General features: G+C 71.3%; 30 protein-coding genes. 22 read left to right on the top strand and 8 right to left on the bottom strand.

What is annotated here, in order from left to right:
- Positions 1–18 precede the first annotated feature (18 nt).
- Together ACFHW1_RS25510 and ACFHW1_RS25505 are read right to left on the bottom strand one after the other, a co-directional pair.
- Complete coding sequence (locus tag ACFHW1_RS25510; RefSeq protein ID WP_416557113.1) at positions 19–1,113, bottom strand: PQQ-dependent sugar dehydrogenase; 1,095 nt, start codon at positions 1,111–1,113, stop codon at positions 19–21.
- Entirely contained in the window at positions 1,106–1,390 is a 285-nt protein-coding gene (locus ACFHW1_RS25505) for a GNAT family N-acetyltransferase (protein WP_416557114.1), read from the bottom strand. The genes ACFHW1_RS25510 and ACFHW1_RS25505 overlap by 8 nt, the downstream gene beginning before the upstream one ends.
- 239 nt (positions 1,391–1,629) lie before the next feature.
- Here ACFHW1_RS25505 and ACFHW1_RS25500 point away from each other — a divergent pair, with 239 nt between their 5' ends.
- The 7 genes from ACFHW1_RS25500 to ACFHW1_RS25470 all read left to right on the top strand — a co-directional run bounded on the left by ACFHW1_RS25500 (position 1,630) and on the right by ACFHW1_RS25470 (position 5,712).
- Positions 1,630–1,956, top strand: coding sequence for a hypothetical protein (locus ACFHW1_RS25500; protein ID WP_416557137.1), 327 nt, complete (start codon positions 1,630–1,632; stop codon positions 1,954–1,956).
- A gap of 51 nt (positions 1,957–2,007) precedes the next feature.
- Complete coding sequence (locus ACFHW1_RS25495) at positions 2,008–2,829, top strand: DUF1206 domain-containing protein (protein WP_416557115.1); 822 nt, start codon at positions 2,008–2,010, stop codon at positions 2,827–2,829.
- Positions 2,830–2,914: 85 nt separating this feature from the next.
- A complete protein-coding gene (locus ACFHW1_RS25490) occupies positions 2,915–4,168 on the top strand; it encodes a mechanosensitive ion channel family protein (protein WP_416557116.1) in 1,254 nt (417 codons plus the stop codon).
- Between the two features lie 50 nt (positions 4,169–4,218).
- Entirely contained in the window at positions 4,219–4,641 is a 423-nt protein-coding gene (locus tag ACFHW1_RS25485) for a phage holin family protein (protein ID WP_416557117.1), read from the top strand.
- The gene (locus ACFHW1_RS25480; RefSeq protein WP_416557118.1) at positions 4,638–4,946 is read left to right on the top strand and encodes a DUF3618 domain-containing protein; all 309 of its coding nucleotides are present in this window, start codon (positions 4,638–4,640) and stop codon (positions 4,944–4,946) included. The genes ACFHW1_RS25485 and ACFHW1_RS25480 overlap by 4 nt, the downstream gene beginning before the upstream one ends.
- Positions 4,943–5,215 carry a DUF4235 domain-containing protein gene (locus tag ACFHW1_RS25475; protein ID WP_123601092.1) on the top strand — a complete coding sequence of 91 codons (273 nt, stop codon included), beginning with the start codon at positions 4,943–4,945 and terminating at the stop codon, positions 5,213–5,215. Before ACFHW1_RS25480 ends, ACFHW1_RS25475 begins: the two co-directional genes overlap by 4 nt.
- 293 nt (positions 5,216–5,508) lie before the next feature.
- Positions 5,509–5,712: a cold-shock protein gene (locus ACFHW1_RS25470; protein WP_007075740.1), complete on the top strand. Its 204-nt coding sequence runs from the start codon at positions 5,509–5,511 to the stop codon at positions 5,710–5,712.
- Between the two features lie 144 nt (positions 5,713–5,856).
- Here the strand turns inward: ACFHW1_RS25470 and ACFHW1_RS25465 are convergent, their stop codons facing one another.
- Entirely contained in the window at positions 5,857–6,840 is a 984-nt protein-coding gene (locus ACFHW1_RS25465) for an aldo/keto reductase (RefSeq protein ID WP_416569170.1), read from the bottom strand.
- 144 nt (positions 6,841–6,984) lie between these two features.
- On the opposite strand from ACFHW1_RS25465, the gene ACFHW1_RS25460 reads away from it, so the two are divergent.
- Positions 6,985–7,998, top strand: coding sequence for an adenosine deaminase (locus ACFHW1_RS25460; protein ID WP_416557138.1), 1,014 nt, complete (start codon positions 6,985–6,987; stop codon positions 7,996–7,998).
- An 18-nt stretch (positions 7,999–8,016) separates the two neighbouring features.
- On the opposite strand, the gene ACFHW1_RS25455 is transcribed toward ACFHW1_RS25460, so the two are convergent.
- The 4 genes from ACFHW1_RS25455 to ACFHW1_RS25440 form a co-directional block, all read right to left on the bottom strand.
- Positions 8,017–8,238: a hypothetical protein gene (locus tag ACFHW1_RS25455; protein WP_416557120.1), complete on the bottom strand. Its 222-nt coding sequence runs from the start codon at positions 8,236–8,238 to the stop codon at positions 8,017–8,019.
- A gap of 236 nt (positions 8,239–8,474) precedes the next feature.
- Positions 8,475–9,866, bottom strand: coding sequence for a HAMP domain-containing sensor histidine kinase (locus ACFHW1_RS25450; RefSeq protein WP_416557121.1), 1,392 nt, complete (start codon positions 9,864–9,866; stop codon positions 8,475–8,477).
- Between the two features lie 29 nt (positions 9,867–9,895).
- Entirely contained in the window at positions 9,896–10,585 is a 690-nt protein-coding gene (locus ACFHW1_RS25445) for a response regulator transcription factor (RefSeq protein WP_123601096.1), read from the bottom strand.
- Between the two features lie 124 nt (positions 10,586–10,709).
- A complete protein-coding gene (locus tag ACFHW1_RS25440) occupies positions 10,710–11,852 on the bottom strand; it encodes a class I SAM-dependent methyltransferase (protein WP_416557122.1) in 1,143 nt (380 codons plus the stop codon).
- A gap of 190 nt (positions 11,853–12,042) precedes the next feature.
- Between ACFHW1_RS25440 and thrS the strand changes: the two genes are divergently transcribed.
- From thrS to ACFHW1_RS25415, 5 genes are all read left to right on the top strand, one after another.
- The gene (thrS, locus tag ACFHW1_RS25435) at positions 12,043–14,100 is read left to right on the top strand and encodes a threonine--tRNA ligase (protein WP_416557123.1); all 2,058 of its coding nucleotides are present in this window, start codon (positions 12,043–12,045) and stop codon (positions 14,098–14,100) included.
- A gap of 115 nt (positions 14,101–14,215) precedes the next feature.
- Positions 14,216–14,692 carry an HIT family protein gene (locus ACFHW1_RS25430; protein WP_281555545.1) on the top strand — a complete coding sequence of 159 codons (477 nt, stop codon included), beginning with the start codon at positions 14,216–14,218 and terminating at the stop codon, positions 14,690–14,692.
- Positions 14,677–15,051 carry a TetR-like C-terminal domain-containing protein gene (locus ACFHW1_RS25425; RefSeq protein ID WP_416557124.1) on the top strand — a complete coding sequence of 125 codons (375 nt, stop codon included), beginning with the start codon at positions 14,677–14,679 and terminating at the stop codon, positions 15,049–15,051. The genes ACFHW1_RS25430 and ACFHW1_RS25425 overlap by 16 nt, the downstream gene beginning before the upstream one ends.
- A gap of 108 nt (positions 15,052–15,159) precedes the next feature.
- Entirely contained in the window at positions 15,160–15,414 is a 255-nt protein-coding gene (locus tag ACFHW1_RS25420) for an NmrA family NAD(P)-binding protein (protein ID WP_416557125.1), read from the top strand.
- A gap of 148 nt (positions 15,415–15,562) precedes the next feature.
- A complete protein-coding gene (locus ACFHW1_RS25415; RefSeq protein ID WP_416557126.1) occupies positions 15,563–15,970 on the top strand; it encodes a hypothetical protein in 408 nt (135 codons plus the stop codon).
- A 3-nt stretch (positions 15,971–15,973) separates the two neighbouring features.
- On the opposite strand, the gene ACFHW1_RS25410 is transcribed toward ACFHW1_RS25415, so the two are convergent.
- Positions 15,974–18,097, bottom strand: a complete 2,124-nt coding sequence (locus tag ACFHW1_RS25410; protein ID WP_416557127.1) for an elongation factor G-like protein EF-G2 — start codon at positions 18,095–18,097, stop codon at positions 15,974–15,976.
- Between the two features lie 309 nt (positions 18,098–18,406).
- Here ACFHW1_RS25410 and pgsA point away from each other — a divergent pair, with 309 nt between their 5' ends.
- The 9 genes from pgsA (at position 18,407) to ACFHW1_RS25365 (ending at position 24,870) form a co-directional block, all read left to right on the top strand.
- Positions 18,407–19,054, top strand: a complete 648-nt coding sequence (pgsA, locus tag ACFHW1_RS25405) for a phosphatidylinositol phosphate synthase (protein ID WP_416557128.1) — start codon at positions 18,407–18,409, stop codon at positions 19,052–19,054.
- Between the two features lie 44 nt (positions 19,055–19,098).
- On the top strand, positions 19,099–19,983 hold the full coding sequence (locus ACFHW1_RS25400) for a phosphatidylinositol mannoside acyltransferase (protein WP_416557139.1): 885 nt from the start codon (positions 19,099–19,101) through the stop codon (positions 19,981–19,983).
- Between the two features lie 12 nt (positions 19,984–19,995).
- Entirely contained in the window at positions 19,996–21,156 is a 1,161-nt protein-coding gene (locus ACFHW1_RS25395) for a glycosyltransferase family 4 protein (protein ID WP_416557129.1), read from the top strand.
- Between the two features lie 34 nt (positions 21,157–21,190).
- Positions 21,191–21,697 carry a hypothetical protein gene (locus ACFHW1_RS25390; RefSeq protein ID WP_416557130.1) on the top strand — a complete coding sequence of 169 codons (507 nt, stop codon included), beginning with the start codon at positions 21,191–21,193 and terminating at the stop codon, positions 21,695–21,697.
- Between the two features lie 137 nt (positions 21,698–21,834).
- Positions 21,835–22,770 (top strand): pyridoxal 5'-phosphate synthase lyase subunit PdxS, encoded by a 936-nt coding sequence (gene pdxS, locus ACFHW1_RS25385; RefSeq protein WP_416557131.1) that lies wholly within the window; start codon positions 21,835–21,837, stop codon positions 22,768–22,770.
- A gap of 32 nt (positions 22,771–22,802) precedes the next feature.
- The gene (gene pdxT, locus ACFHW1_RS25380) at positions 22,803–23,399 is read left to right on the top strand and encodes a pyridoxal 5'-phosphate synthase glutaminase subunit PdxT (protein WP_416557140.1); all 597 of its coding nucleotides are present in this window, start codon (positions 22,803–22,805) and stop codon (positions 23,397–23,399) included.
- A 30-nt stretch (positions 23,400–23,429) separates the two neighbouring features.
- Positions 23,430–24,179 (top strand): YebC/PmpR family DNA-binding transcriptional regulator, encoded by a 750-nt coding sequence (locus ACFHW1_RS25375; protein WP_416616288.1) that lies wholly within the window; start codon positions 23,430–23,432, stop codon positions 24,177–24,179.
- Positions 24,180–24,244: 65 nt separating this feature from the next.
- On the top strand, positions 24,245–24,457 hold the full coding sequence (locus ACFHW1_RS25370) for a type II toxin-antitoxin system VapB family antitoxin (protein WP_416616286.1): 213 nt from the start codon (positions 24,245–24,247) through the stop codon (positions 24,455–24,457).
- A complete protein-coding gene (locus ACFHW1_RS25365; protein WP_416616284.1) occupies positions 24,454–24,870 on the top strand; it encodes a PIN domain-containing protein in 417 nt (138 codons plus the stop codon). Before ACFHW1_RS25370 ends, ACFHW1_RS25365 begins: the two co-directional genes overlap by 4 nt.
- The last annotated feature ends 35 nt before the right edge of the window (positions 24,871–24,905 follow it).

Here is a 24,905-nt window from a genome sequence, read left to right as displayed (position 1 = left end):
GAGCCTACGGCGGACCGGTCAGCCGCTGATCCGCAGGATCCGGTCGTCGTCGCCGGTGGGTGAACCACGCCCGTCCCGATTCGAGGTGAGCACCCACAGGCTGCCGTCCGGCGCCACCGCCGCGTGCCGCAGCCGGCCGTACTCGCCACTGAGCAACGTCTCGGCGTCGGTGCCGTCCGGGGCTACCCGGTACAGCCGCTGGCCACGCAGACACGCCAGCCACAGCCGGCCCTGGTGGTGGGCGAGACCGCTGGGGGAGGCGTCCCGGGGGGCCCAGGTGGCCACCGGATCGATGAACTCCGCCCGGTCGGCCACCCCCTCGACCTCCGGCCAGCCGTAGTTGCCGCCGGGCTCGATCCGGTTCAGTTCGTCGTGCCGGTTCTGCCCGAACTCACTGGCGTACAGCTGCCCGGCCGGATCCCAGGCCAGTCCCTGCACGTTGCGGTGGCCGAAACTGAACACCGGTGATCCCGCAAGCGGGTTGTCCGCCGGGACGGTGCCGTCCGGCCGCACCCGAAGAATCTTGCCGGCCAGCCCGGTTGGGTCCTGCGCGGCTCCCCGCTCGCCGGCGTCACCGGTGCCGACGTACAGCATCCCGTCCGGACCGAAAGCGATCCGGCCGCCGTTGTGGGTGGGCGCCCGGGGAATCCCGGTCAGCACCGGCTCAGGGGGCGTCGTCGGGCCGTCGGGCCCGAGCCGGAACCGAACGACCCGGTTGTCACCGGCTCCCGTGTAGTAGAGGTAGACCCAGCCGTCGGCGGCGTACTGCGGGGACACCGCCACGCCGAGCAGGCCGCCCTCCCCGTCCGGGACGACCTCGTCGACCCGGGTGATCTCCCGGGTGCTGCCCTGCGCGTCCACGGCCAGCAACCGGACGGTGTCCCGCTCCGTCACCAGTGCGGTACCGTCCGGGAGGAACGCGAGGTCCCACGGCGCGGCGAGTCCGGTCGCGACGACGTCGACGTCGGCCGACGCCTCGGGCGCGTCGGAGATCGTCGGGTCGCTGAACCAGCCGAGCCAGCCGCCCGTCGCCACCACCGTGGCGGCCAGCACGAGCACGCCGACCACCGCGACCGCCGTACGCGCCGTGCCGGGCCAGCGCCGCTCAGTCACCGGCGACCAGCCCTGCGAACTCCGGATGCCGGTCGATGTACGCGGCGATGAACGAGCACTGAGGAACCACCCGTTCGCCCCGGTCGCGGAGCTCGCTGAGCAGGCCGTGGGCGAGGGCGTCACCGGCACCCCGCCCCCGGTACGCGGGATCGATCTCGGTGTGCGTCACGGTCACCGCCGCCGGGCCCGGCCGGTAGCTGGCGAACCCGGCCAGGCCGTCGTCGATCAGGATCTCAAACCGGTTCCGCGCCGGGTTGTCCTCCACCAGCACTGTCACGGTCGGACACCTCCTCGGTCAGGGGCCGACATGGTCAAGGCCGACTCATCGGCAGGCCGGCACGGCTTCGAGCCTAACCGTCGGCCCGCCGGCGGGCGCGGCGGCAGGGCGGCGGCAGGCCAATGCTCCGGGGCACCGTCACGAGCGCCAAGTACGCTTGTCCGGTGACCACCGCACCCCTGCTGTCATCGGCTTCCCGCGTCTCCCGATCCACCAGATCCGGCCGGCGGGTCGGCGCCATCTCCCGCGCCGCCGGTCTGTCCGCCGGGTTGCTGTTCGGCGCGGCGCTGCTCGCCGGTTGCAGCTCCGAGGGCGCCAGCACTGACTGTGGGCTGGACGCCTGCACGGTGACTTTCTCCCGAGGAATCGAGGCCAGCGCCAGTTTTCTCGGCGTCGAGGCCCGGTTGATCGGGGCCGAGGGCGACCGGGTCACTGTCGAGGTAGCCGGCGAGCAGGTCACCCTGACCGTCGGCGAGCAGGCCACCGAGGTCGGCGGATTCGACGTGAGTCTCGAGCGGGTGACCGACTCGCAGGTGGCGATCCGGGTCGCCCGGCAGCTGGGCTGACCACCGGTCGGGCACGTTTGGCGGTGGCGCTGACCGGTCATATGGAGCGCCATGCCGAACACCAGGGATGCGCAGCGCACCGCTCATCAGGTTGGTAACAGTCGATCGTTGGAGCTGCTCGCCAGAGCCGGTTTCCTCGGGTACGGCCTGGTCCACCTGCTGGTGGCCTGGCTGGCGTTGCAGATCGCCTTCGGCCGCCCGGCCGCTGACGGGGACCAGTCCGGCGCGTTGCGTACCCTCGCCGCGCAGCCGCTCGGCGGGGTGCTGCTGATCGCCGTCGCGGTCGGGTTGGCCGCAATGGCGGTGTGGCAGGGCATCGAGGCCGCCGTGGGGCACCGTACCGAGCGGGGCAACAAGCGGACGTTCGAGCGGGTCCTGTCGGTCGGTCGGACCGTGGTCTACCTGTCCTTCGCCTGGACCGCCATCCAGGTGTTCCGTGACGCCAACGCCGACACCGCCAACCAGCAGCAGGCGCTGAGCGAACGGGTGATGTCCGCTCCCGGCGGTCGGTGGCTGGTCGGGTTCGTCGGCGTGGTGGTGGTCGGCATCGGTGTCGGAATGGTCGTCAACGGCGTCACCCGGCGGTTCGCCGAGCAGCTGCGGACCGGGGCGATGAGTGCCCGGGTGCGGGCGGTCGTCTGTCGGCTGGGTACGGCCGGCTACGTTGCCAAGGGCATCGCCTACGGCACCGCCGGGGCACTGGTGGTGACTGCTGCCGTCCAGTTCGACCCGGAGCAGGCCCGGGGCCTGGACGCAGCCCTGCACACCCTGCGCGAGCAGGCGTTCGGGTCTGTCCTGTTGGTACTGGTGGCGGCCGGCTTCGCGGCCTTCGGCGTCTACTGCTTCGCTCAGTCCCACTACCGCAAGGTGTGACATACCGCCCATGGCAGGACCCGCCTTCGCCCGGCATCATTGACGTTTTGTCACTGTTGATGGCGATGTGAAGGAGGACTATTTCGTGCATCCGGTTGTCTGGACGGTGCTCGTCACGGTCGCGGCGGCGCTGCTCGCGGTGACCGTGGCGGCGATCGGTCACCGGGTCGTCCGGCGTCTCGGCCGACGTTCCGTACTGCTCGCCGAGGTCTCGACCCACGCGCACCGGGCGACGCTGGTGGCCGCGACCGTGACGGCCATTCAGCTCGCGCTCCGTTGCTCGACCGGTTACGCGGTCGGTGAGCCGTGGCGGCGTACCACCTTGCACCTGCTGGTCCTCGCGATGATCGCGGCGTGTGCCTGGCTGGTCGGGGCGCTGCTGCTGGCCATGGAGGACACCACGCTGGCCCGGTTCCGCACCGACGTGCCGGACAACCGGCACGCCCGCCGGCTGCACACCCAGGTGGTGATGCTGCGCCGGGTCACCATCGCGGTGATCGTCATCCTCACCGTCGGGGTGATGCTGATGACCTTCCCGGCCGTACGCGGTGTCGGCGCGAGCCTGCTCGCCTCCGCCGGAGTGATCGGTGTGGTCGGCGCGCTGGCCGCGCAGAGCCTGCTGAGCAACGTCATCGCCGGCCTGCAGCTGGCCTTCAGCGACGCGGTGCGCATCGACGACGTCGTGGTGGTCGAGGGCGAGTGGGGCCGGATCGAGGAGTTGACGCTCAGCTACGTGGTGGTGCACATCTGGGACCACCGGCGGCTGATCCTGCCCACCTCGTACTTCACCACCACGCCGTTCCAGAACTGGACCCGGACCAGGGCCGCGGTGCTCGGCACCGCCGAGTTTGACCTGGACTGGTCGGTCCCCGTCCAGGTTATGCGCGAGGAACTGCGCCGACTGGTGGAGGGAACTGACCTGTGGGACGGCCGGGTGTGTGTACTGCAGGTGACCGAGGCGACCGGCGGCACGATCCGCCTGCGGGCACTGGTCAGCGCCGCTGACTCGCCGAGTCTGTGGGATCTGCGGTGCCAGGTCCGCGAACACCTGGTCAGTTGGGTCCGCGAACACCGACCGACCGCGCTGCCCCGGTGGCGGGCCGAGGTCGGCGACGGGGACAGTTTGCTGGACTGGCTGGACGTGCGGCGCCGGTCGGTCACCGGCGGGCAGCGCAACGGCCGTCACCCGGTCGCGCCCGTCATGACCACCGCTGCCGGCGGGCACGAGGTGCCCGACGACGCCCGGCTGTTCGGCGGTGACGCCGAGGGCGACGCCCGTGCCTCGGTCTTCGTCGGCCCGGAGGAACCCGCCGTTGCTGATCGCCGCCAGCAGGATTGATCGAGCTCCGGGCCGGGCATACAGCGGAGAACAGCGGGAAAGGAGGCAGCATGGCCGACACTTTGCACCGGCCGCCCGCCGAGCGGTCCACCGCAGAACTCGTACAACAGGCCGGTGAGCAGATATCGCGACTGGTACGCGACGAGATCGCGCTCGCCCGTGCCGAACTGACCGAAAAAGGCAAGCACGCCGGACTTGGTATCGGGCTGTTCGGCGGTGGCGGGGTCGTCGCGCTCTACGGACTCGGTGTGCTGATCGCCGCCGGCGTACTGCTGCTCGCCCAGGCCTGGCCGCCGTGGCTGGCTGCCCTGGCCGTCGCGGTGCTGCTGTTCCTGGTCGCGGGCGCGCTGGCACTTGCCGGGCGACGGCAGGTCCGTCAGGCGGCGCCACCGGTGCCGACGGTGGCGGCGGACAGCGTACGGGCGGATGTGACGGTGGTCGGCGCGGCGATGAAACGGGGGCGACAGTCGTGACGTCGCACAACGGCAGGTCCGGTGACGGCACCGGCGATCTCGACCTGCTCCGGGCCGAGATCCGGCAGACCCGGGCCGAACTGGGCCAGACGGTGCAGGCGCTGGCCGCTAAGACCGACGTGAAGAGCCGGTTGCGGCTGGGGGCCGACCGGGCCCGGCTGCGGCTGCGAGATTCGGCCCGTCAGGCGGCGGCCACGGCGGGCCGGCCCGACCGGCGTACCGTCGCGGTCCCGGCCCTGGTGGTGGCCGGCACGGTGGTGACGGTGGTACTGGTGTGGTTGACGAGGAGAGGGAGACGCGGGTGAGCAAACCAGTCAACAAGTTGGCCTACCGGCCGGTCGGACTGGTGCTCGGCCTGGCGGCGGGTGCCCTGGCCGGGGCGATATTCCGGCAGGTCTGGAAGCTCGCCGCAGGCGACGACGAGGCACCCAATGCCATCGACGAGGAGCGTGGTTGGGGCGAGGTGCTGGCCGCGGCCGCGCTGCAGGGGGCGATCTTCTCAGTCGTCCGGGCCGCTGTGGACCGCGGCGGTGCAACCGGGGTGCGCCGGCTCACCGGCCGTTGGCCGTCGTGAGCGCCGGCGCAGCTGGTCAGGCATGCGATGGCCCGGCCGGACCGGGCCCGGGTGACGACCAGATTCGGGCACGCCACGAGGGCGTGAACGGCGTCTCAGGTCACATGTCGGAGACGTTCGTCAGGTAGGCTGTGCGAAGTTTTTGCGTACGTGGTTTGCTGTCCACGCTGTTGCGAGACAGCGTGGGTTGAGAGAAGTCCTCCTTCACCGGGGGCCACCTCAGGCGCCGCTGCTCGAAAACGGCCAACCGGCCGCACGGCGTGCTTGGCCGCCAGTTTCAGAAGGAGATACACATGGCGCAGGGAACCGTGAAGTGGTTCAACGCAGACAAGGGCTTCGGCTTCATCACCGTCGACGGCGGGGGTGCTGACGTGTTCGTCCACTTCTCGGCCATCCAGACCAGCGGCTACCGCACGCTGGAGGAGAACCAGCGGGTCGAGTTCGAGATCGCCCAGGGCCAGAAGGGTCCGCAGGCCGAGCAGGTCCGCCCGATCTGACCTCGGTCGCCGGTGCCGTCCGGCGTCCGGGCTGGCACCGACCCGCGAAGGTCGTGACGAGGGCCCCGTTGTTCCGGCCGGAACAACGGGGCCCTCGCTCGTGCGCGACTGGGCCGCGGCTCGTGCGCAGCGCCGGGCGGCGGGTCACCACCGGTGGTGCACCTGCGGCCGGATCAGGTCGTCGTAGACCTCCCGCACCGTCCGCTGGGCGGCGTCGTCCAGCGGGGTGAGCGCTGCGGCCGCCGCGTTCCCCTGCGCCTGGGCGGGATTGCGGGCACCGGGGATCGCAACCGTCACCCCGGGCTGGTCCAGGATCCAGCGCAGCGCGAACTGGGCCATGGTGGCCTGCGGTGGTACCAGTGGGGCGAGCCGACGCACGGCGGCCAACCCGGTGTGGAAATCGACCCCGGAGAACGTCTCACCGACGTCGAATGCCGAGCCGTCCCGATTGAAGGTGCGGTGGTCGTCGTCGGCGAACCGGGTGTTCTCGTCGTACCGGCCGGAGAGCAGGCCACTGGCCAGCGGCACCCGGGCGATGATCCCGACCCCGGCGGCGGCAGCGGCCGGCAGCACCCGCTCCAGCGGCTTGAGCCGCAACGCGTTGAGGATGATCTGCACGCTGGCCACGCCCGGCCGGGCGATCGCGGCCAGTGCCTCGTCGACCGTCTCCACGCTCACGCCGTACGCGGAGATCCGCTGCTCGGCGACGAGGGAGTCCAGCGCGTCGTAGACCGCGTCGGTGCGCAGCACCTCGGTCGGCGGGCAGTGCAGCTGGACCAGGTCGAGGCGGTCCACCCCGAGGTTCGCCCGGGACCGGTCGGTCCAGGCCCGGAAGTTGTCCAGCACGTACGCCGACGGCTCCTGTGCCACCCGGCGCCCCATCTTGGTGGCGACGAACAGATCGTCGCCGGCCAACTCCCGCAGAAACCGGCCGATGATCCGTTCGCTGCGGCCGTCGCCGTACACGTCGGCGGTGTCCAGGAAGGTGGTGCCGGCCTCGACGGCGGCGGTGATTGTCGCCGCCGCCTCGTCCTCAGTGACCGTCCCCCAGTCGGCGCCGAGCTGCCAGGCACCCAGACCGATCGCCCCTACCGTGCGGCCGAGCCGCGGAAACGTACGCTTGTCCACCTGGCGAGCCTAGACGACCGCCCGAACGGTACGCTCGGCGCAGCCGGGCCCCCGCCGGGGATGTCCGTTTCCCTGAGGAGGTCGAACGCCACGGTGAGCCAGCAACCGTCGTCTCCGCCCACGCTGTCGGAGGCTCCGCCAGTACTGTCGGACTTCATCGCCGGGCTGCCGAAGGTCGAGTTGCACGTGCACCACGTCGGGTCGGCGTCGCCGCGGATCGTCGCCGAGCTGGCCCAGCGGCACGAGGGGCGGTCCCCGGTCCCCGCCGACGAGGCCGCGTTGGCCGACTACTTCGTGTTCCGCGACTTCGCCCACTTCGTCGAGATCTACCTGAGTGTGGTCGATCTGATTCGCGACGACGAGGACGTCTGGGTGCTCACCCACGAGGTGGCCCGCGAGTTGGCCGCCCAGCAGGTCCGGTACGCCGAACTGACGGTGACGCCGTACTCGCACGTGCGGCGCGGCATTCCCGCGCCCGCGTTCTGCGCGGCGATCGAGGACGCCCGGCGACGGGCCCGCGCCGACTTCGGCATCGAGCTGCGCTGGTGTTTCGACATACCGGGGGAGGCGGGGCTGCCGGCGGCGGAGGAGACGCTGCGGATCTGCCTCGACGAGGCCCCGGACGGTTTGATCAGTTTCGGTCTGGGTGGGCCGGAGATCGGCGTCCCCCGGCCCCAGTTCAAGCCGTACTTCGACCAGGCCCGGGCGGCTGGGCTGCATTCGGTGCCGCACGCCGGCGAGACCACCGGGCCGGAGACGGTATGGGACGCGCTGCGCGAGCTGGGCGCCGAACGGATTGGCCACGGCACGTCCAGCTTGCGGGACCCGGATCTGGTGGCGTTCCTGGCGGAGCGGCGGATTCCGCTGGAGGTGTGCCCGACGTCGAACCTGCGCACCGGTGCGGTGCCGCAACTGTCCGCGCACCCGCTCGCCGACATGGTCGCTGCCGGCCTGCTGGTGACGATCAACTCCGACGACCCACCAATGTTCGGCACCAGCCTCAACCAGGAGTACGTGGTGGCCGCGTCCCTGCTGCAGGCCGGCCCGCAGCAACTCGCCGGCCTGGCCCGCGACGCGGTGACCGCCTCGTTCCTGCCCGCCACCGAGCAGCGGCGGCTGCGGGACGAGATCGACGGCTACCTAGCGTCGGCCGGCTGAGCTGCCGCCTGCGCCGGGCTATCTACTGGCGCAGGTCGCGTAGCTCGGGTCCTGCCAGCAGGCGAGGACCACGACCACCAGCGCGGCGATCATCGCCACCCAGCGCAGCACCTGCCGCGCGGTGATCGGCGTGGCTCCGTCCTCGTCGACGGTGGGTGACCCAGCTGGTGGTGCCCCGACGGCGTGTGTAACCGGCGGTGGCTCAGCGGCCGGCGGTGGCGCAGCGGCTGACGGTGACACGTCGACCTGCCTCTATCCAGGGTGGGCGCGCGGCGGGACACCGGTGTTGGGGACCGGGCCCCGCCGCGCGCAAGCGTCCCTGGACCGGGGATTCGGGACGGTACTGCGGGTGAGTCGTCCAGGAACGCCGATGGGTTCGGAGCAGATGATGCCATCCGGCGCGGGGCGCGCGGAACGACGTTAACCCAGACCTAAGGAATACTTGTGCCGGCAAAGACCCGGCCGTGACCTGCCGGTCAGCGCGGCGTCGGCCGGCGACGGGTGCGGCCCCGCTCCCGGTCGCGTTCCCGGGCCAGCCGGCCGACCAGCCCGAACCGGCTTACCGGGCGGGGCGGGGCGGCCTCGGCATCGGCGAGCAGCATCACCACGCTCGCCCCACCGAGCCGGGCCCGGTCCAGGCTGACCGACCCGTTCGCTTGCAACGCCACCCGGCGGGCGATGTCCAGGCCGAGTCCGGTGGAGCCCTGGTCGCTGGCCCCGCGCCGTAGCGCCCGGTCCGGGTTGGCGATGCCCGGCCCGGCGTCGTCGACCCGGATCGCTACGTACCCGTCCCGGCGGGACACCGCCACCTCGAACGCGGTGCCCTGCGGCGTGTACCGGAACACGTTGCCGAGCACCGCGTCGAGCGCGGCCGCCAGCTCGGCCCGAGGCACCGGCACCGGGGTCCGCAGCTGCGCGCCGATCACGTCGTACGGCCGGTTCTGGTCGCCGGCCAACGCCGACCAGAAGACCATCCGGTCGCGGACCACCTCGGCGACGTCGCAGCTGCCCTGGCCGACCTCCTGGGTGACCGTCTTGCGGGTCGTGTTGATCAGAACGTCGACCTCGCCCTCCAGGGTGACGATCGCCTGACGGATCCGGCGGATCGTTCGCCGACGGTCCAGCTCGGCCTCGCTGAACGAGCCGACGCTGGTGTCGTCGGAGTCGAGCGCGTCTGCGTCCAGCCGCAGCACGGTCAGCGGGGTGCGTAGCCGGTGGGACAGGTCGGCGACGAGTTCACGTTCGTCGGTCCGGGAGGTGACCAGCCGGTCCGCCATCCGGTTGAACGCGTACCCGGCCTCGGCCAGCTCGCGTGGCCCGTCCGGCTGAATGCGCACCGCCAGATCCCCGTCACCGACCGCCATCGCCGCGGCGACCAGCCCTTTCGCCGCGGCGACGGCGCGCGCGGCGATCCGGTCCACGACGATGACCGAGCAGACGACCAAACCTGCGGCGATGCCGACCAGCAGCAGCCAGGTGCCAGCCGCACCCCGGTTGAGCTCGCCGTCGGCGACGAAGACCTCGACGACGGTGACCGCGTCACCGACCGTGACCGGCTCCAGGTGCAGCACCCCGCCGTCGGTCGCCACCACCGTCGGCCCGGTGTCGGCGGCGGCCTCGGTGACCTGCTGGCTGGTCGCGCGTACGGTGCCGGCCAGGTCGAGCCCGTGCACCACCGGCTGCCGGTCGGCGCTCTCGCCGAGACCGGCCACGGCCCGGCGGACCCCTTCCGGGTCGTTGCTGACCGCCAACGCGCCGCGCACCACCGCGGCACGCCGGGCCGCCTCGGCCAGTGCCTGCTCCCGGGTCTCCCGCTGCAGCTGCAGGCCGAGCGGGATCAGGAAGACCAACGCGATGATCGATGCCATGCCGGCCCCGAGGTAGGCCAGTGCCAACCTCAGTCCGGTACCACCAGCCGGAAGCCGACCCCCCGCACGGTGCGCAGGTAGCGCGGCTTCGCTGCGGATTCGCCCATTTTGCGGCGAAGCCAGTAAAGATGCACGTCGATGGTCTGGTCCTCGCCGACCGACGGCTGCCGCCATACCTCCTCCAACAGCTCCCGGCGGGACACTACCCGACCTGGGCGGGCGGCCAGATAGGCCAGCAGGTCGAACTCCTTGCGGGTCAGCGCCAGGGCCTCGCCGTCCAGCGTGGCGCTGCGTTCGCCGACGTCAACCCGTAGCCCACCCACCTGATGCACGGCGGGCGGCACCGACCGGCTCGCCCGGCCGGCCCGGCGCAGCACCGTGGTGATCCGGGCGTCCAGATGCGCACCGGTGAACGGCTTGACCATGTAGTCGTCGGCCCCGGCCCGCAGCAGCCGGACAATTGCCTGCTCGTCGTCGCGGGCGGTGGCGATGATGATCGGCACGTCGGTGATGCCGCGCAGCATCCGCAACGCGTCCGACCCGTCCAGATCCGGCAGACCCAGGTCGAGAACCACCAGGTCGGGGGTTTCCGCAGCGACCCGGCGTAACGCGTCCAGGGCGGTGCCGACCGCATGGACCGCGTGCCCGCGGTCGGCAAGCGAGCGCAACATGGCGCCGCGCACAACGTGGTCGTCTTCGACCAGGAGCACCGTAGCCACCTCACGACCGTACTGCCCCTGGCAAGTCGGCGGTGACCGCGGTCACCGCGCACGGCGGCGCAGTCCGACGTACGTCACGGTCCCGTCGACGACGATCGCTGGGTCGGTCGCCGCCGACGATGGCTCAGGGCAGCCGCAACACCCAGCGGTACGCCTGCACCAGCCCGGTGTCGAAGCCGGCCGCCGACCCCCACAGGAAGATCCGGAACCGCCGGTACATCGGCTCCCCCCAGCGCTGCACCACCTCGTCCCGGGCCGCGTCCAGCCGCCGGGCCCATTCCCGGCAGGTCAGGTAGTAGTTGTGCCGGTCGTCGGCGATGCTGCACAGCTCGAACGGGGAGCGGGCCACGTGCCGCAGGTACTGGTGCAGCAGCAGCGGCGCCGACCGGCCCGGATAGATGTAGCGCTTCATGAACGCCGACGCGACGTGCTTGCGCCGCATCGCCAGCGCGTCGAGGTAGACCCGCCCGCCGGGCCTGAGCAGCTCCGCGTACTTGCGCAGGCTGCGGCGGTAGTCCGGCAGGTGCTCGGTCACCCCCATGTTGACGATCGCGTCGTAGCGACGCTCGTCGGTGAAGCCGAAGATGTGCTGCCGCACCACCCGTACGTCGAGCTGCTCCCGCTCGAACAGGTCGACGAGGTAGCGCTCCGACTCCCGCGACAGGGTCGTGGTGGTCACCTCGATGCCCTGCCGGGCCGCGTGTTCGGCGAACGCACCCCAGCCGCCGCCCACCTCCAGCACCCGGTCACCCGGCTTGACCCCGATCGCCTCCAGTGCCAGGTCCATCTTGCGGGTCATGGCGTCCTCGAGCGGCTCGTCGTCGGCGGCGAACACGCCCTCCGTGTAGCAGCGGTGCCGGTTGTCGAGGAAGGTCAGAAAGAACTCCGACTCCGAGTCGTAGTGTTGGGAAATCGCCCGCCGGTCGTCCTCCCGCCGGCCGCGCAGCAGCCCGGTGAACACGCCGGAGAACCGGGCGACCGGATGCAGATCAGTGAAGAACGCCCGCATCCGCAGCGCGGCGGACAGGTCACCCTCAACATCCAGCCAACCCTGCAGGTACGCCACGGCGACCGCGAACTGGTCCAACGCGGCCAGCGCCCGGGCGCCACGGGGGTGGCGTACGGCGATGGTGAACTGCGGATCGCCTGAGCCGAAGCGGTGCTCCATCCCGGCGACGTCCAGTACGGCGAACGGCACCGGCCGCCGGCTGGCGAAAAATGAGTCGTATCGGCGCCGCAGAGCGCCGACCATGTCGGTGGCAGCCACGGCGTCAATCTAACGCCGAAACCGGGTCGACGTCAGGCGTTGCAACAGGACCGACACCCGGTCACACCGACGGGGGGCGATAGCATCATGGCCGGCCGGGCCCGCCCCGGTCACCGGAGCGTCGTCGCCGACCCGTGCCGGACCACCGATTCACCGTACGCACCGATCCACCGACCGTGAGGAGCCCGTCGTGTCCGCAAGCGCAGCCAGTCCCCAGGCCGAACCCGTCGTGGTCCCGGCCGGGACCACGGCCGCGGACGCGATCGCCGCCGCCGGTCTGCCGGTGAACGGCCCGAAGGCGATCGTCGTGGTCCGCGACCCCGACGGCACCCTGCGTGACCTGGACTGGTCACCGGAGGCCGACACCGGCGTCGAGCCGGTCGCCCTGGGATCCCCGGACGGGCTCGCCGTGCTGCGCCACTCCACCGCGCACGTGCTCGCCCAGGCGGTGCAGGACTTGTTTCCGGAGGCCAAACTGGGTATCGGCCCGCCGATCACCAACGGCTTCTACTACGACTTCGACGTCGCCCGGCCATTCCAGCCCGAGGACCTCGACAAGCTGGAAAAGCGGATGCAGGAGATCATCAAGTCCGGGCAGCGGTTCCGGCGACGGCGGTTCGCCGACCTCGACGCGGCCCGGGCGGAACTCGCCGACGAGCCGTACAAACTGGAACTGGTCGACGTCAAGGGCACCGCCGACTTCGACGCCAGCGAGGTGATGGAGGTCGGCGGCGGCGAGCTGACCATCTACGACAACCTCGACCCGACCTCGGGCGAGACCTGCTGGTCGGACCTGTGCCGGGGCCCGCACCTGCCGTCCACCCGGCTGATCGGCGCGGTCAAGCTGATGCGCAGCGCGGCGGCGTACTGGCGGGGATCCGAGCGCAACCCGCAGCTGCAGCGGATCTACGGCACCGCCTGGCCGACCCGGGACGCGCTCAAGGCGTACCTGAAGCTGCTCGACGAGGCCGCCCGCCGCGATCACCGCAAGCTCGGCGCGGACCTCGACCTGTTCAGCTTCCCGGACGAGATCGGCTCCGGGCTGGCGGTGTTCCACCCCAAGGGCGGCATCATCCGTCGGGAAATGGAGGACTACTCGCGTCGCAGGCACGAGCAGGCCGGGTACGAGTTCGTCTACTCCCCGCACATCAGCAAGTCCCAGCTGTTCGAGACCTCGGGGCACCTGCCGTACTACTCCGACACCATGTTTCCGCCGGCGGAGATGGAAGGCGCGCAGTACTACCTCAAGGCGATGAACTGCCCGATGCACAACCTGATCTTCCGGTCGCGGGGACGGTCGTACCGGGAGCTGCCGCTGCGGCTGTTCGAGTTCGGCACCGTCTACCGGTACGAGAAGTCCGGCGTGGTGCACGGGCTGACCCGGGTGCGCGGGTTGACCATGGACGACTCGCACATCTACTGCACCCGGGAGCAGATGCCCGGTGAGCTGCGCTCGCTGCTCGCCTTCGTGCTCGACCTGCTGCGCGACTACGGACTCGACGACTTCTACCTGGAGCTGTCCACCCGCGACGACTCGGACAAGTTCATCGGCGACCCGGCCGAGTGGGCCGACGCCACCGAGACCCTGCGGCAGGCGGCGATCGACTCGGGGCTGGAGCTGGTGCCCGACCCGGGCGGCGCGGCCTTCTACGGCCCGAAGATCTCGGTGCAGGCCCGTGACGCGATCGGCCGGACCTGGCAGATGTCCACCATTCAGCTGGACTTCAACCAGCCGAAGCGGTTCGGCCTGGAGTACCAGGCCGCCGACGGCACCCGGCAGCAGCCGATGATGATCCACCGGGCGTTGTTCGGGTCGATCGAGCGGTTCTTCGGCATCCTCACCGAGCACTACGCCGGCGCGTTCCCGGCCTGGCTGGCGCCGGTGCAGGTGATCGGCATCCCGATCCGCACCGACCACGGCGACTACCTGGCCGAGTTCGTTGCCATGCTGCGGGCCGAGGGCATCCGGGCCGAGGTGGACTTCTCCGACGACCGGATGCAGAAGAAGATCCGCACCGCCCAGCAGCAGAAGGTGCCGTTCATGGCGATCGCCGGTGACGCCGACGTGTCGGCCGGGACCGTCTCCTTCCGCTACCGCGACGGTTCGCAGCGTAACGGGGTGCCATTGGTCGAAGCGGTGGCCCACGTCGTCGACGTGGTGCGGTCCCGGACCAACGTCAACCCGACCGCGACCGTGTCCGGCGGTCAGCCGGTGTCCGAGGGTCAACTGGGGCCCGCCGGGCAGTGAGCCGGGTCGCTGTCGGGTGGGTCCGGTCGGGCCGAGCCCGTACGATCACGGGGTGACTGGCACGACCGGACAACCCGGGCCGGATGGCCTGGAACGACTCTGGACACCGCACCGGATGGCGTACATCTCCGGTGCGGACCGGCCCGACGGCGGCTACGACTCGCCGACCGGCTGCCCGTTCTGCCTGGCCCCGGGCCGACCGGCCGAGCAGAGCCTGGTGGTGGCCCGGGGCGAGCGGGTCTTCGCCGTGCTCAACCTCTACCCGTACAACCCCGGTCACCTGCTGATCTGCCCCTACCGGCACGTCGCCGACTACCCGGAGCTGGACCGGGCCGAGACCGCCGAGCTGGCCGAGTTCACCCAGACCGCGATGCGGGTGATCCGCGCCGTGAGCAGCGCGCACGGCTTCAACATCGGGATGAACCAGGGTGGGGTCGCCGGTGCCGGCATCGCCGCCCATCTGCACCAGCACGTGGTGCCCCGGTGGGGCGGGGACGCCAACTTTATGCCGGTGATCGGCCGTACCAAGGTGCTGCCGCAGCTGCTCGCCGACACCCGCGACCTGTTCAGCGGGGCATGGCCGGCGACCTGACAGGGGCGTCCGGCGACCTGCTGGCACTGGCGACGATAGCCAGCGACGCGGCCCGAATCAGGGACTCGCACGACGCGGCCATGACGGGTCTGGCCCGGGACGTGTTGCTCAATCCCGAGCTGATGCTCGCCCTCCGCGAGCTCATGATCGAGCCGCAGATCCAGGCGATGCGTCGGATGCTGCAGCGACACGTCGACGCCGGGCGGATCGGCCCGGACAACCCGGTCCTCGATCTGGTGGACCAGATCCTTCTCGGTCCGTTGCTGGCCGGCCAGCTCTACCTCGGTCACCGGCCCGGCCTGGCCGCCCGAATCGTCGATGAGGTCCCTCTGCCGCTGCTGAGCGCGACGCGCGGCTGAGTAGGCTCCCGCGCCGTCTGGCCCAGGTCATCCGACGAGCTCGTTGCCTGTTCCGAGCGATCACGGTCCGTGATCGTTGATTCGCGCTGTCAAGATTGGGGAACCTCGATGTCAACAAACCGTATCCTGGTCACCGGTGGCACCGGCTTCGTCGCCTCGTACGTGATCCGAAGTGCCCTGGCCCGCAACTTCCAGGTCCGGACAACCGTACGCTCGCCGGCCCGGACCCCCGAGCTACGCCGCACCGTCGGCGACGACTCCATCGAGGTGGTGACCGCCGAAACGATCTGGTCGTGCCGGCCCGCGACGGCACGCTCAGAGTGTTGCGGGCCGCCCGCGACGCAGGAGTACATCGGGTGGTGATGACGTCGTCGTTTGGGGCGGTCGGCTATGGCCAGCAACCGCCGGACCGTCCCTTCACCGAACAGGACTGGACGGATCCCGACGCGCCGGGTATCGACCCGTACATCAAGTCCAAGACCATCCCTCCTCGGTCGGCATCATCCAGGCGATGCTGTCCGGCCGGATGCCGCGCGTTCCCGACCTGTGGGTGTCCCCGGTCGATGTGCGGGACCTCGCAGACCTGCAGGGCCGCCATGCTGACGCCGGAAGCGCCGGGCACCGCTACCTCGCCGCCAGCGGCGACCTGCTGTCGTTGCGGGATATCGCCGCGATCCTGCGCCGCCGGCTCGGCGCGGACGCAGCGAAGGTCTCCATCCGGGCGATGCCATCGACACTGGCGCGGATTCTGGCCCCGTTCGTCCCGCAGCTGCGGGCAATGGTCGGCAACCTGGGGGTGCGTCGCCCGGTCTGCACCGACGCCGCCCGCGAGACCTTCGGCTGGACTCCGCGGCCGGCAGAGGACACTGTCGTCGACACCGGACGCAGCCTCGTCCACAGCAGCCGGACCGGAAGCTGAGGGTCAACTGGCCGATACGCGTTCGTAGCGGGCGAACGCCCGCTGGAACGTGCCGGCACCTCCGGTGATCGAGCGCAGCTGCACCGCGTACCGCAGCAGTTCGGTCGCCGGCACCTCGGCGCGGATCACCGTCCGGTCGCCGGAGTCGTCGTCGCTGGTGGTGCCGAGCACCCGGGCGCGTCGGCTGGCCAGGTCGCCGAGCACCGACCCGACCGCACCGTTCGGCACCCGCACCATGATCGCATCGACCGGTTCCAGCAGCGTCGGTCGGCCGGTGGTGGCCGCGTCCCGCAGGGCCAGCGCCCCGGCGGTCTGGAACGCCGCGTCCGACGAGTCGACCGGATGTGCCTTGCCGTCCACCAGGGTCACCCGCAGGTCGACCACCGGATGTCCGCTGACCACGCCCCGGTCCATCTGGGCCCGTACGCCTTTCTCCACCGACGGGATGTAGTTGTGCGGCACCGCCCCGCCGACCACCCGGTCGACGAACTCGAAGCCGCTGCCCTCCGGAAGCGGCTCCACCTCGATGTCGCACACCGCGTACTGTCCGTGCCCGCCGGACTGCTTCACGTGTCGTCCGTGCCCCCGGGCCGGCGCGGTGAACGTCTCCCGCAGCGGCACCCGCACCGGCTCGACGTCCACCTCGACGCCGCCGGAGCGCAGCCGGCCCAGCAGTACGTCGGCGTGCGCCTCGCCCATGCACCAGAGCACCAGTTGGCGGGTCTCGGCGTTGCGTTCCAGCCGCAGCGTCGGATCACCGGCGACCAGCCGGCCCAGGTTGCGGGCCATCGCGTCCTCATCCGACCGGGTACGGGCGACGACCGCCACCGGCAGCAGCGGTTCGGGCATCTCCCACGGCTCGACCAGCAGCGGATCCGTGGCCGCCGAGATGGTGTCACCGGTCTCCGCGCTGCCCGACTTGGTCAACGCGCAGATGTCCCCGGCGACGCAGACCTCGACCTCCCGAAGCTGGGCACCCAGCGGGCTGTAGATGTGCGCCACCCGTTCGTCGGCGTCGTGGTCGGGGCGGCCCCGCTGGCTGAGGCCGTGCCCGGCCACATGCACCGTACGGTCGGTGCGCAGCGTGCCGGAGAAGACCCGGACCAGCGATACCCGGCCGACGTGCCGGTCGACGGTGGACCGGACCACCTCGGCGACCAGCGGGCCGGCCGGGTCGCAGCCCAGCGGCGGCCGGGGCGTGCCGTCCAGCCCGGTCACCGCCGGCAGAGTGTGCTCGGGCGGTGCCGGGAAAGCGGCGGTCAACAGCCACAGCAGCGCGTCGAGCCCGACCCCGGTGTGGGCGCAGACCGGCAGCACCGGATGGAAGTGGCTTCGGGCCACCGCCGTCTCCAGGTCGTCGACCAGCATCTTCGGGTCGAGCTGCTCGCCGGCGAGGTACCGGTCGAGCAGGGTCTCGTCCTCGCTCTCGGCGATGATCCCCTCAATTAGTTCGTCGCGTGCCTCGGCGATCGCCGGCAGGTGCTCCGGGTCCGGCTCCCGCACCTGCGGGGGATGGCCGGTCGAGTAGTCCAGCACCTGCCGGGCGAGCAGGTCCAGCAGCCCGGCGATGCCCACCCCGTCGTCGGCGAGCATCGGCAGGTGCAGCGGCAGTACGTTGTCGCCGAAGACCCGCTGACACAACGCGACGGTCTCGTCGACGTCGGCGCGCGGATGGTCGAGCCGGGTGAGCGCCACCGCCCGGGGCATGCCGACCGCCGCGCACTCCTCCCACAGCGCGGCGGTGGCCGCGTCCATCCCGTCCGCCGCGCAGACCACGAACAGCGCGGCATCGGCGGCGCGTAGCCCGGCCCGCAGCTCGCCGACGAAGTCCGCGTACCCCGGGGTGTCCAACAGGTTGACCTTGATGTCGCGGTGGACCAGCGGCGCGCAGCTCAACGCGACGGAGCGTTGCTGGCGTACCGCGGCCGGGTCGTGGTCGCAGACCGTCGTGCCGTCCGGGACCTGCCCCGCCCGGCTGATCGTCCCGGTGGCGGCCAGCAACGCCTCGATCAACGTGGTCTTGCCGGCACCGGAGTGCCCGACCAGCACCACGTTGCGCAGCTGTTCGGGATCGGTGACCACCGCAACGGACCCGCCGGGCCCCCTGTCGTGGTTCTTCTGCGCCATGACTGCGCACCTCCTGGCTGCCTGACTGGGTGGGGCGACTGTGCTGCGGTCCAGGCCGGCTCCGGTCCGGACCGGAACGGCCGGGGACCGCAGAGGATGACCGCGGGGTGAATCCGCGGCGACATCTTCAGGCGGGCGGGACCTGCTCGGTAAAGTGAAGCGGGCCCGGGGGAGCTCGCTCACGTTCACGTGTCGATCCCACACCCGCGACGCGCCGTACACAAGTCCGGCGCGCGAGGTGACCGCCACCGGTTCACGTTCGTGGCCACCGTGCCGACCCTTTCCGTCGACCGTTATCGTGGGACCGCCATGGCGAAGATCTTCAGAGTGTCCGTCCGCGCGGGTATCACCCGGGTGATCGAGCCGGTAGCCCGCGGACTGCTCGGCGCAGGGATCTCGCCGAACGCGGTCACGGTCGCCGGCACCATAGGTGTGCTCGTCGGGGCGATCGGCTTCGGCGCCCGCGGCCACCTGATCACCGGTTTGGTGATCGTCACGCTGTCCGCCCTGACCGACGTGCTGGACGGCACGATGGCCCGGCTGCGCGGCGGATCGAGCACTTTCGGCGCGTTTCTCGACTCGAGCATGGACCGGATCGCCGACGGGGCGATCTTCGGCTCGGTAGCGTACTGGTTCGCGGTCAGCGGCAACCGGGCGGGTGCGGTCGCGGCGCTGATCTGCCTGGTCGCCGGCGGCATCGTGTCCTACGTGAAGGCGCGCGCCGAAGGGCTCGGGATGACCTGCAACGTCGGCGTCGCCGAACGGGCCGAGCGACTGATCCTGGTCGGCGTCGGTGGCCTGCTCAGCGGCCTCGGTGTCAGCTGGGGGCTGCCGGCCGCGCTCTGGTTGCTCGCCGCGCTGTCGCTGGTGACGATCTGGCAGCGGATCGCCCACGTGCACCAGCAAACCGCCGCTGCGGCGGGTCCCCGGCAGGCGGCGCAGGGCGTGGACGCGTGACCCCGGTCGAGCTGGGCTACGCGGCGGCCTGGCGGCTGATCCGGATGCTGCCCCGGCCGGCCGCCGCCGCCCTGTTTCGCGTCGGCGCCGACCGGGCTCATCGGCGCGGCGCGGCGTCGGTCCGCCGGCTCGCCGCCAACCTGCGCCGGGTGGTCGGCCCGGATCTGTCAGCGGCCGAGTTCGATCGGCTCACCCGGGACGCGGTGCGTTCGTACGCCCGGTACTGGATGGAGATGTTCCGGCTGCCGTCGCTGAGCCGGCAGCAGCGGCTCGCCGGTTTCCACCTGGCCGGTGCGCAGATGCTCGCCGCCAACGTGGCCGCCGGGCGCGGCTCGGTGGTGGCGTTGCCGCACGCCGGCAACTGGGACGCGGCGGGCGCCTGGGTGGCGGCCAACGGCTGGCCGCTGACCACGGTCGCCGAACGGCTGCGACCCGAAGGCGTCTACAACCGGTTCGTCGCCGTCCGGCAACGACTCGGGATGGAGATCGTCCCGGCCTCTGGCGGTCCCCGGCCACCGTTCGACGTCCTGATTGACCGGCTCGCCGCCGGCCACGTCGTGCCGCTGCTGGCCGACCGTGACCTGTCCGCCCGGGGTGTCGAGGTCACCTTCTTCGGTGGCCGGACCCGGATGCCGGCCGGTCCGGCGCTGCTCGCGCTGCGTACCGGTGCCCCGCTCTACGTCACCACCATGTGGTTCGAACCGGACCGCGCACACGGCGCGTTGGACGGGCCGGTGCCGCTGCCCGACCCGTCGGCCGGCCCGCTGGACGTGCGGGTCCGCCTGCTGACCCAGCAGATCGCCGACCGGCTGGCGGTTGGCATCGCCCGCCACCCGCAGGACTGGCACATGATGCAGCGGCTGTGGCTGGACGAGCTGCCCGACCCCGACCCCGACCGGTCGGGCAGCTCGGCCACCGGGCCGGGTTGAGCGGGGGCCACCGTGCGGATCGGCATCGTGTGCCCGTACTCCTTCGACGTCCCCGGAGGGGTGCAGAACCACGTCGTCGACCTCGCTGAGGCGCTGATCGATCTCGGCCACGAGGTGAGCGTGCTGGCCCCAGCGGACGAGGACGCCGCGCTGCCGCCGTACGTGGTGGCCGCCGGCCGCTCGGTGCCGGTGCCGTACAACGGCTCGGTGGCCCGGGTGAGTTTCGGCCCGGTGGTCACCGCCCGGGTCCGGCGCTGGCTCAACCGCGGCCAGTTCGATGTGCTGCACGTGCACGAGCCGTTCGCGCTCAGCGTCAGCCTGCTCGCGGTGCTCTGCGCCAGGGGCCCGGTGGTGGCTACCTTTCACACCGCGATGACCAGGTCTCGGGCGTTGGCCGCCGCGCAGGGCATGCTGCAGCTGGTGCTGGAGAAGATCACCGCCCGGATCGCGGTGTCGGCGCTGGCCCGCAGGGTGCAGGTCGAACACCTCGACGGCGGCGCGGTGGAGATCCCCAACGGGGTGGCGGTGGCGAAGTACGCCGGTGCCGAGCCGCTGCCCGGCTGGCCGGGTGACTGCGGCCCGGGCACCGGCGGCACGCTCGGCTTCCTCGGCCGGTTCACCGAGCCGCGCAAGGGCTTCGGCCTGCTCCGTGAGGCGTTCGTCGCGCTGGCCCCGGACCGCCCCGGGCTGCGGCTGCTGGTCGCCGGACCGGGCCGGCCCGACGACCTGTACGCCGCCGTCCCGGCCGGGTTGCGCGACCGGGTGACCTTCCTCGGGCTGGTATCGGAGCCGGACAAGGCCCGGATGCTGCGCAGCGTGCACCTCTACGTCGCGCCCAACATCGGCGGTGAGTCGTTCGGCATGATCCTCACCGAGGCGATGGCCGCCGGCGCGGCGGTGGTGGCCAGCGACCTGGACGCGTTCCGCCGGGTACTCGACGACGGCCGGGCCGGGGAACTGTTCCCCACCGGTGACCCGGTGGCGCTACGCGGCGCCGTCGCCCGGCTGCTGGACGACGCGCCGCGCCGGGAAGCGCTTGCCGGCCACGCCCGGCAGGTGGTGGCGACCTTCGACTGGCCCGCGGTGGCCCGCCAGGTGCTGGAGGTGTACGCCGCCGCGATCGAAGCCACCGACGGGCGGGTGCTCTACCAGGAGTGGGCGGAGCCACCATGATCGGGTCCACGGGGCCTACGCCGGCGGCACTACGATGCCGGGAATGCGGTGGGTGGTCGGTGTGAGCGTCGCGGTCGTCCTGTTTTCGGCGTACCTCACCTGGACCGCGGCCCGGGTGGACCGGCTGCACGTCCGGGTGGCGGCGGCCGCCCGGGCGCTCGACGCGCACCTGCTGCGCCGGGCCGCGGCCGCCGCGGTGCTCGCCGAGGAGCAGTACGCGGTGGAGCTGTACGCGGCGGCCCGGATCGCGTTGGACGCCGCGTCGCCGGAGGAGCGTGAGGCCGCCGAGAACGACCTCACCCGGCAGTTGCGGGCGACGGCGCTGACCAGCCCGGATCCGGCGACCGAGGCGGTGGTGGTGGCCAGCCGCAGGCTGGTGCTGGCCCGTCAACTGCACACCGACCTGGTCCGCGACGCGTTGCTGGCCCGCCGGCGGCCGCTGGTGCGGCTGCTGCGCTTCGGCCGCCGGCACGACGAACCCCGCTACTTCGACATCGACGATCCGACGCTGGCGCGGGTGGTGGATCCGACCCGCCAGTGAGCCGGGCCGACCCGCCAGTGACCTGGGCCACAGGGCAGGCCACCGGGTTGTCGATTGGCTGTCGGTGGACCCTGCCGGCGGGCGTAGCATCCCAAGACGTACCCCTGTCGCGTACTTCGCCGAGGAGCCGATCCGCCGTGTCCGAGACCCCCGCTGCTCAGGCCGCCACCCCGGGTGCCGTCGCGCCAACCTCCGTCACCGGTACCGCCCGGGTCAAGCGCGGCATGGCCGAGATGCTCAAGGGCGGCGTGATCATGGACGTGGTCACGCCCGAGCAGGCCAAGATCGCCGAGGACGCCGGCGCGGTCGCGGTGATGGCCCTGGAACGGGTGCCCGCCGACATTCGCGCCCAGGGTGGCGTGTCCCGGATGAGCGACCCAGACATGATCGACGGCATCATCGAGGCGGTCTCCATCCCGGTGATGGCCAAGGCCCGGATCGGGCACTTCGTCGAGGCCCAGGTGCTGCAGGCGCTCGGTGTGGACTACGTCGACGAGTCCGAGGTCCTCACCCCGGCCGACTTCGCCAATCACATCGACAAGTGGGCGTTCACCGTGCCGTTCGTCTGCGGGGCCACCAACCTCGGTGAGGCGCTGCGCCGGATCACCGAGGGCGCCGCGATGATCCGCTCCAAGGGTGAGGCCGGCACCGGCGACGTCTCCAACGCCACCACCCACATGCGGCGCATCGGCGCCGAGATCCGTCGGCTGACCTCCCTGTCGCCCGACGAGCTCTACGTCGCGGCGAAGGAGCTGCAGGCCCCGTACGACCTGGTCCGGGAGGTCGCCGAGACCGGGAAGCTGCCGGTGGTGCTGTTCACCGCCGGCGGCATCGCCACCCCGGCGGACGCGGCGATGATGATGCAGCTCGGCGCCGAGGGGGTCTTCGTCGGCTCCGGCATCTTCAAGGCCGGCAACCCGGCCCAGCGGGCGGCGGCGATCGTCAAGGCCACCACCTTCCACGACGACCCGGACGTGCTCGCCAAGGTCTCCCGTGGGCTCGGCGAGGCGATGGTCGGCATCAACGTCGACGACATCCCGGTGCCGCACCGCCTCGCCGAGCGCGGCTGGTGACCGGCGCGGCCCAGCCGGCTCCCGACGCGCGGGTGCGGGTCGGCGTGCTGGCGCTGCAGGGCGACGTCCGCGAGCACCTGCGGGCGCTGACCGAATGCGGTGCCACCGCCCGGCCGGTCCGTCGCCCCGAGGAGCTGGAGCAGGTCGACGCGCTCGTGGTGCCCGGCGGCGAGTCGACCACGATCAGCAAACTGGCGGTCGAGTTCGACCTGCTGGAGCCGATCCGCAAGCGGATCGCCGCCGGGATGCCGGTGTACGGGTCCTGCGCCGGCATGATCATGCTGGCCGACGAGATCCTCGACGGCCGGGCTGACCAGCGGTCCTTCGCTGGCATCTCGATGGCGGTCCGGCGCAACGCGTTCGGCCGGCAGGTGGATTCCTTCGAGGCTCCGGTGGCCATCGACGGTGTCGACGGCCCGCCGTTCCACGCGGTTTTCATCCGCGCGCCGTGGGTCGAACGGGTCGGCGACGACGTCGAGGTGCTGGGCCGGGTAGCCGCTGGTGCGGCCACAGGTAGGATTGTCGCGGTTCGGCAGGGCAATCTGCTCGCCACGGCCTTCCACCCAGAGCTGACCGGCGACCGTCGGGTGCACCGACTGTTCGTGGAGATGGCCGTCGCGGCAGGCTGACCCCGCAGGTGGGAAGCGACGGAGGTGCACATGTCCGGCCACTCCAAGTGGGCGACGACCAAGCACAAGAAGGCGGTCATCGACGCCAAACGCGGCAAGATGTTCGCCAAACTGATCAAGAACGTCGAGGTCGCCGCCCGGACCGGCGGGGGTGACCCGGCCGGCAACCCCACCCTGTACGACGCCATCCAGAAGGCGAAGAAGAGCTCCGTACCCAACGACAACATCGACCGCGCGGTCAAGCGCGGCTCCGGCCTGGAGGCCGGCGGCGCCGACTGGCAGACGATCATGTACGAGGGGTACGGGCCGAACGGTGTCGCCCTGCTCGTCGAGTGCCTGACCGACAACCGCAACCGGGCGGCGACCGAGGTGCGTACCGCGCTGACCCGTAACGGCGGCTCGCTGGCCGACGCCGGCTCGGTCTCCTACCTGTTCTCCCGCAAGGGCGTGGTGATCGTGCCCAAGGGTGAGCACTCCGAGGACGACGTCATGCTCGCGGTTCTCGACGCCGGTGCCGAGGAGGTCAACGACCTCGGCGAGGCCTTCGAGGTGGTCAGCGAGCCGGGCGACCTGGTCGCCGTACGCACCGCGCTGGTCGACGCCGGTATCGACTACGAGTCTGCCGAGTCCTCCCTGGTGCCGAGCATGAACGTGCCGCTGGACGAGGACGGCGCCCGGCGGATCTTCAAGCTGATCGACGTCCTGGAGGACTGCGACGACGTGCAGAACGTCTACGCGAACTTCGACGTCTCCGACGAGGTCCTCGCCGCCGTCGGCTGACCGTAGACTCCACCGTCCAGATATACGCTTAGCTGCGATATATTGTTGGCTGGGAGGTATATCTCATGGCCAAGACGCTGCTGGATCTTGATGAGGACCTGCTGGCGGAAGCCACCGCCGCGCTGGGCACAAGCACGAAGCGGGAGACGGTGACGGAGGCACTCCGGCAGGCGGTAGAGACCAGCCGCGAGCGTCGGCAGCGGGCACTGGCCGACCTGCAGGAGATCGCTGACTCCGGCGGTTTCCACTTCGATCAGCTCGACGAACTCGACAGGTGAAGTACCTGGTCGACACGAGTGCCCTGGTTCGGATGCTGCGTCGCCAGGTCGACCCGCACTGGTCCGACCTGGCCGCGCGCGGCATGATCGCGGTCTGCGATCCCGTGCTCGTAGAAGTGCTCACCATCGCGGATGCCAAGGCGTACGAACAGGTCGAAGGAGGGCTACGTGACCTGTACCCCTGGGTTCCGGTACCGGACGACGCCTGGCGGGTCGTGCGTGCCGTGCGGACCGAACTCGCCAGCCACAGCGCCCACCAAGGGGTGTCGGTGGCCGACCATCTCGTGATCGCCACCGCGATCCGTCTGAAGTTGACAGTGCTCCACCAGGACGCCGATTTCGAGACTGCGGCCCGCTTCGTGCCGCAACTGGCTCAGGAGCGGATCGCCCAGGGCTGTTGCGTAGTCGGTTGAGGGGCTCTTGAGCTGGGGTTTTCGATGGGATTCGG

This window comes from Micromonospora sp. LOL_014, from assembly GCF_048060245.1.
GTDB lineage: Bacteria > Actinomycetota > Actinomycetes > Mycobacteriales > Micromonosporaceae > Micromonospora_E.
The sequence above is the reverse complement of the archived record's forward strand: the minus strand, read 5'-3'. Positions and strand labels throughout refer to the sequence as shown.

Coding starts and splice junctions, on each gene's coding strand:
- ACFHW1_RS25495 (WP_416557115.1), top strand. CDS start 2,008: ATGCCGAACACCAGGGATGCGCAGCGCACCGCTCATCAGGTTGGTAAC.
- ACFHW1_RS25485 (WP_416557117.1), top strand. CDS start 4,219: ATGGCCGACACTTTGCACCGGCCGCCCGCCGAGCGGTCCACCGCAGAA.
- ACFHW1_RS25470 (WP_007075740.1), top strand. CDS start 5,509: ATGGCGCAGGGAACCGTGAAGTGGTTCAACGCAGACAAGGGCTTCGGC.
- ACFHW1_RS25450 (WP_416557121.1), bottom strand. CDS start 9,866: ATGGCATCGATCATCGCGTTGGTCTTCCTGATCCCGCTCGGCCTGCAG.
- ACFHW1_RS25430 (WP_281555545.1), top strand. CDS start 14,216: ATGGCGTACATCTCCGGTGCGGACCGGCCCGACGGCGGCTACGACTCG.
- ACFHW1_RS25425 (WP_416557124.1), top strand. CDS start 14,677: ATGGCCGGCGACCTGACAGGGGCGTCCGGCGACCTGCTGGCACTGGCG.
- ACFHW1_RS25420 (WP_416557125.1), top strand. CDS start 15,160: ATGTCAACAAACCGTATCCTGGTCACCGGTGGCACCGGCTTCGTCGCC.
- ACFHW1_RS25415 (WP_416557126.1), top strand. CDS start 15,563: ATGCTGTCCGGCCGGATGCCGCGCGTTCCCGACCTGTGGGTGTCCCCG.
- ACFHW1_RS25410 (WP_416557127.1), bottom strand. CDS start 18,097: ATGGCGCAGAAGAACCACGACAGGGGGCCCGGCGGGTCCGTTGCGGTG.
- pgsA (WP_416557128.1), top strand. CDS start 18,407: ATGGCGAAGATCTTCAGAGTGTCCGTCCGCGCGGGTATCACCCGGGTG.
- ACFHW1_RS25400 (WP_416557139.1), top strand. CDS start 19,099: ATGCTGCCCCGGCCGGCCGCCGCCGCCCTGTTTCGCGTCGGCGCCGAC.
- ACFHW1_RS25390 (WP_416557130.1), top strand. CDS start 21,191: ATGCCGGGAATGCGGTGGGTGGTCGGTGTGAGCGTCGCGGTCGTCCTG.
- ACFHW1_RS25375 (WP_416616288.1), top strand. CDS start 23,430: ATGTCCGGCCACTCCAAGTGGGCGACGACCAAGCACAAGAAGGCGGTC.
- ACFHW1_RS25370 (WP_416616286.1), top strand. CDS start 24,245: ATGGCCAAGACGCTGCTGGATCTTGATGAGGACCTGCTGGCGGAAGCC.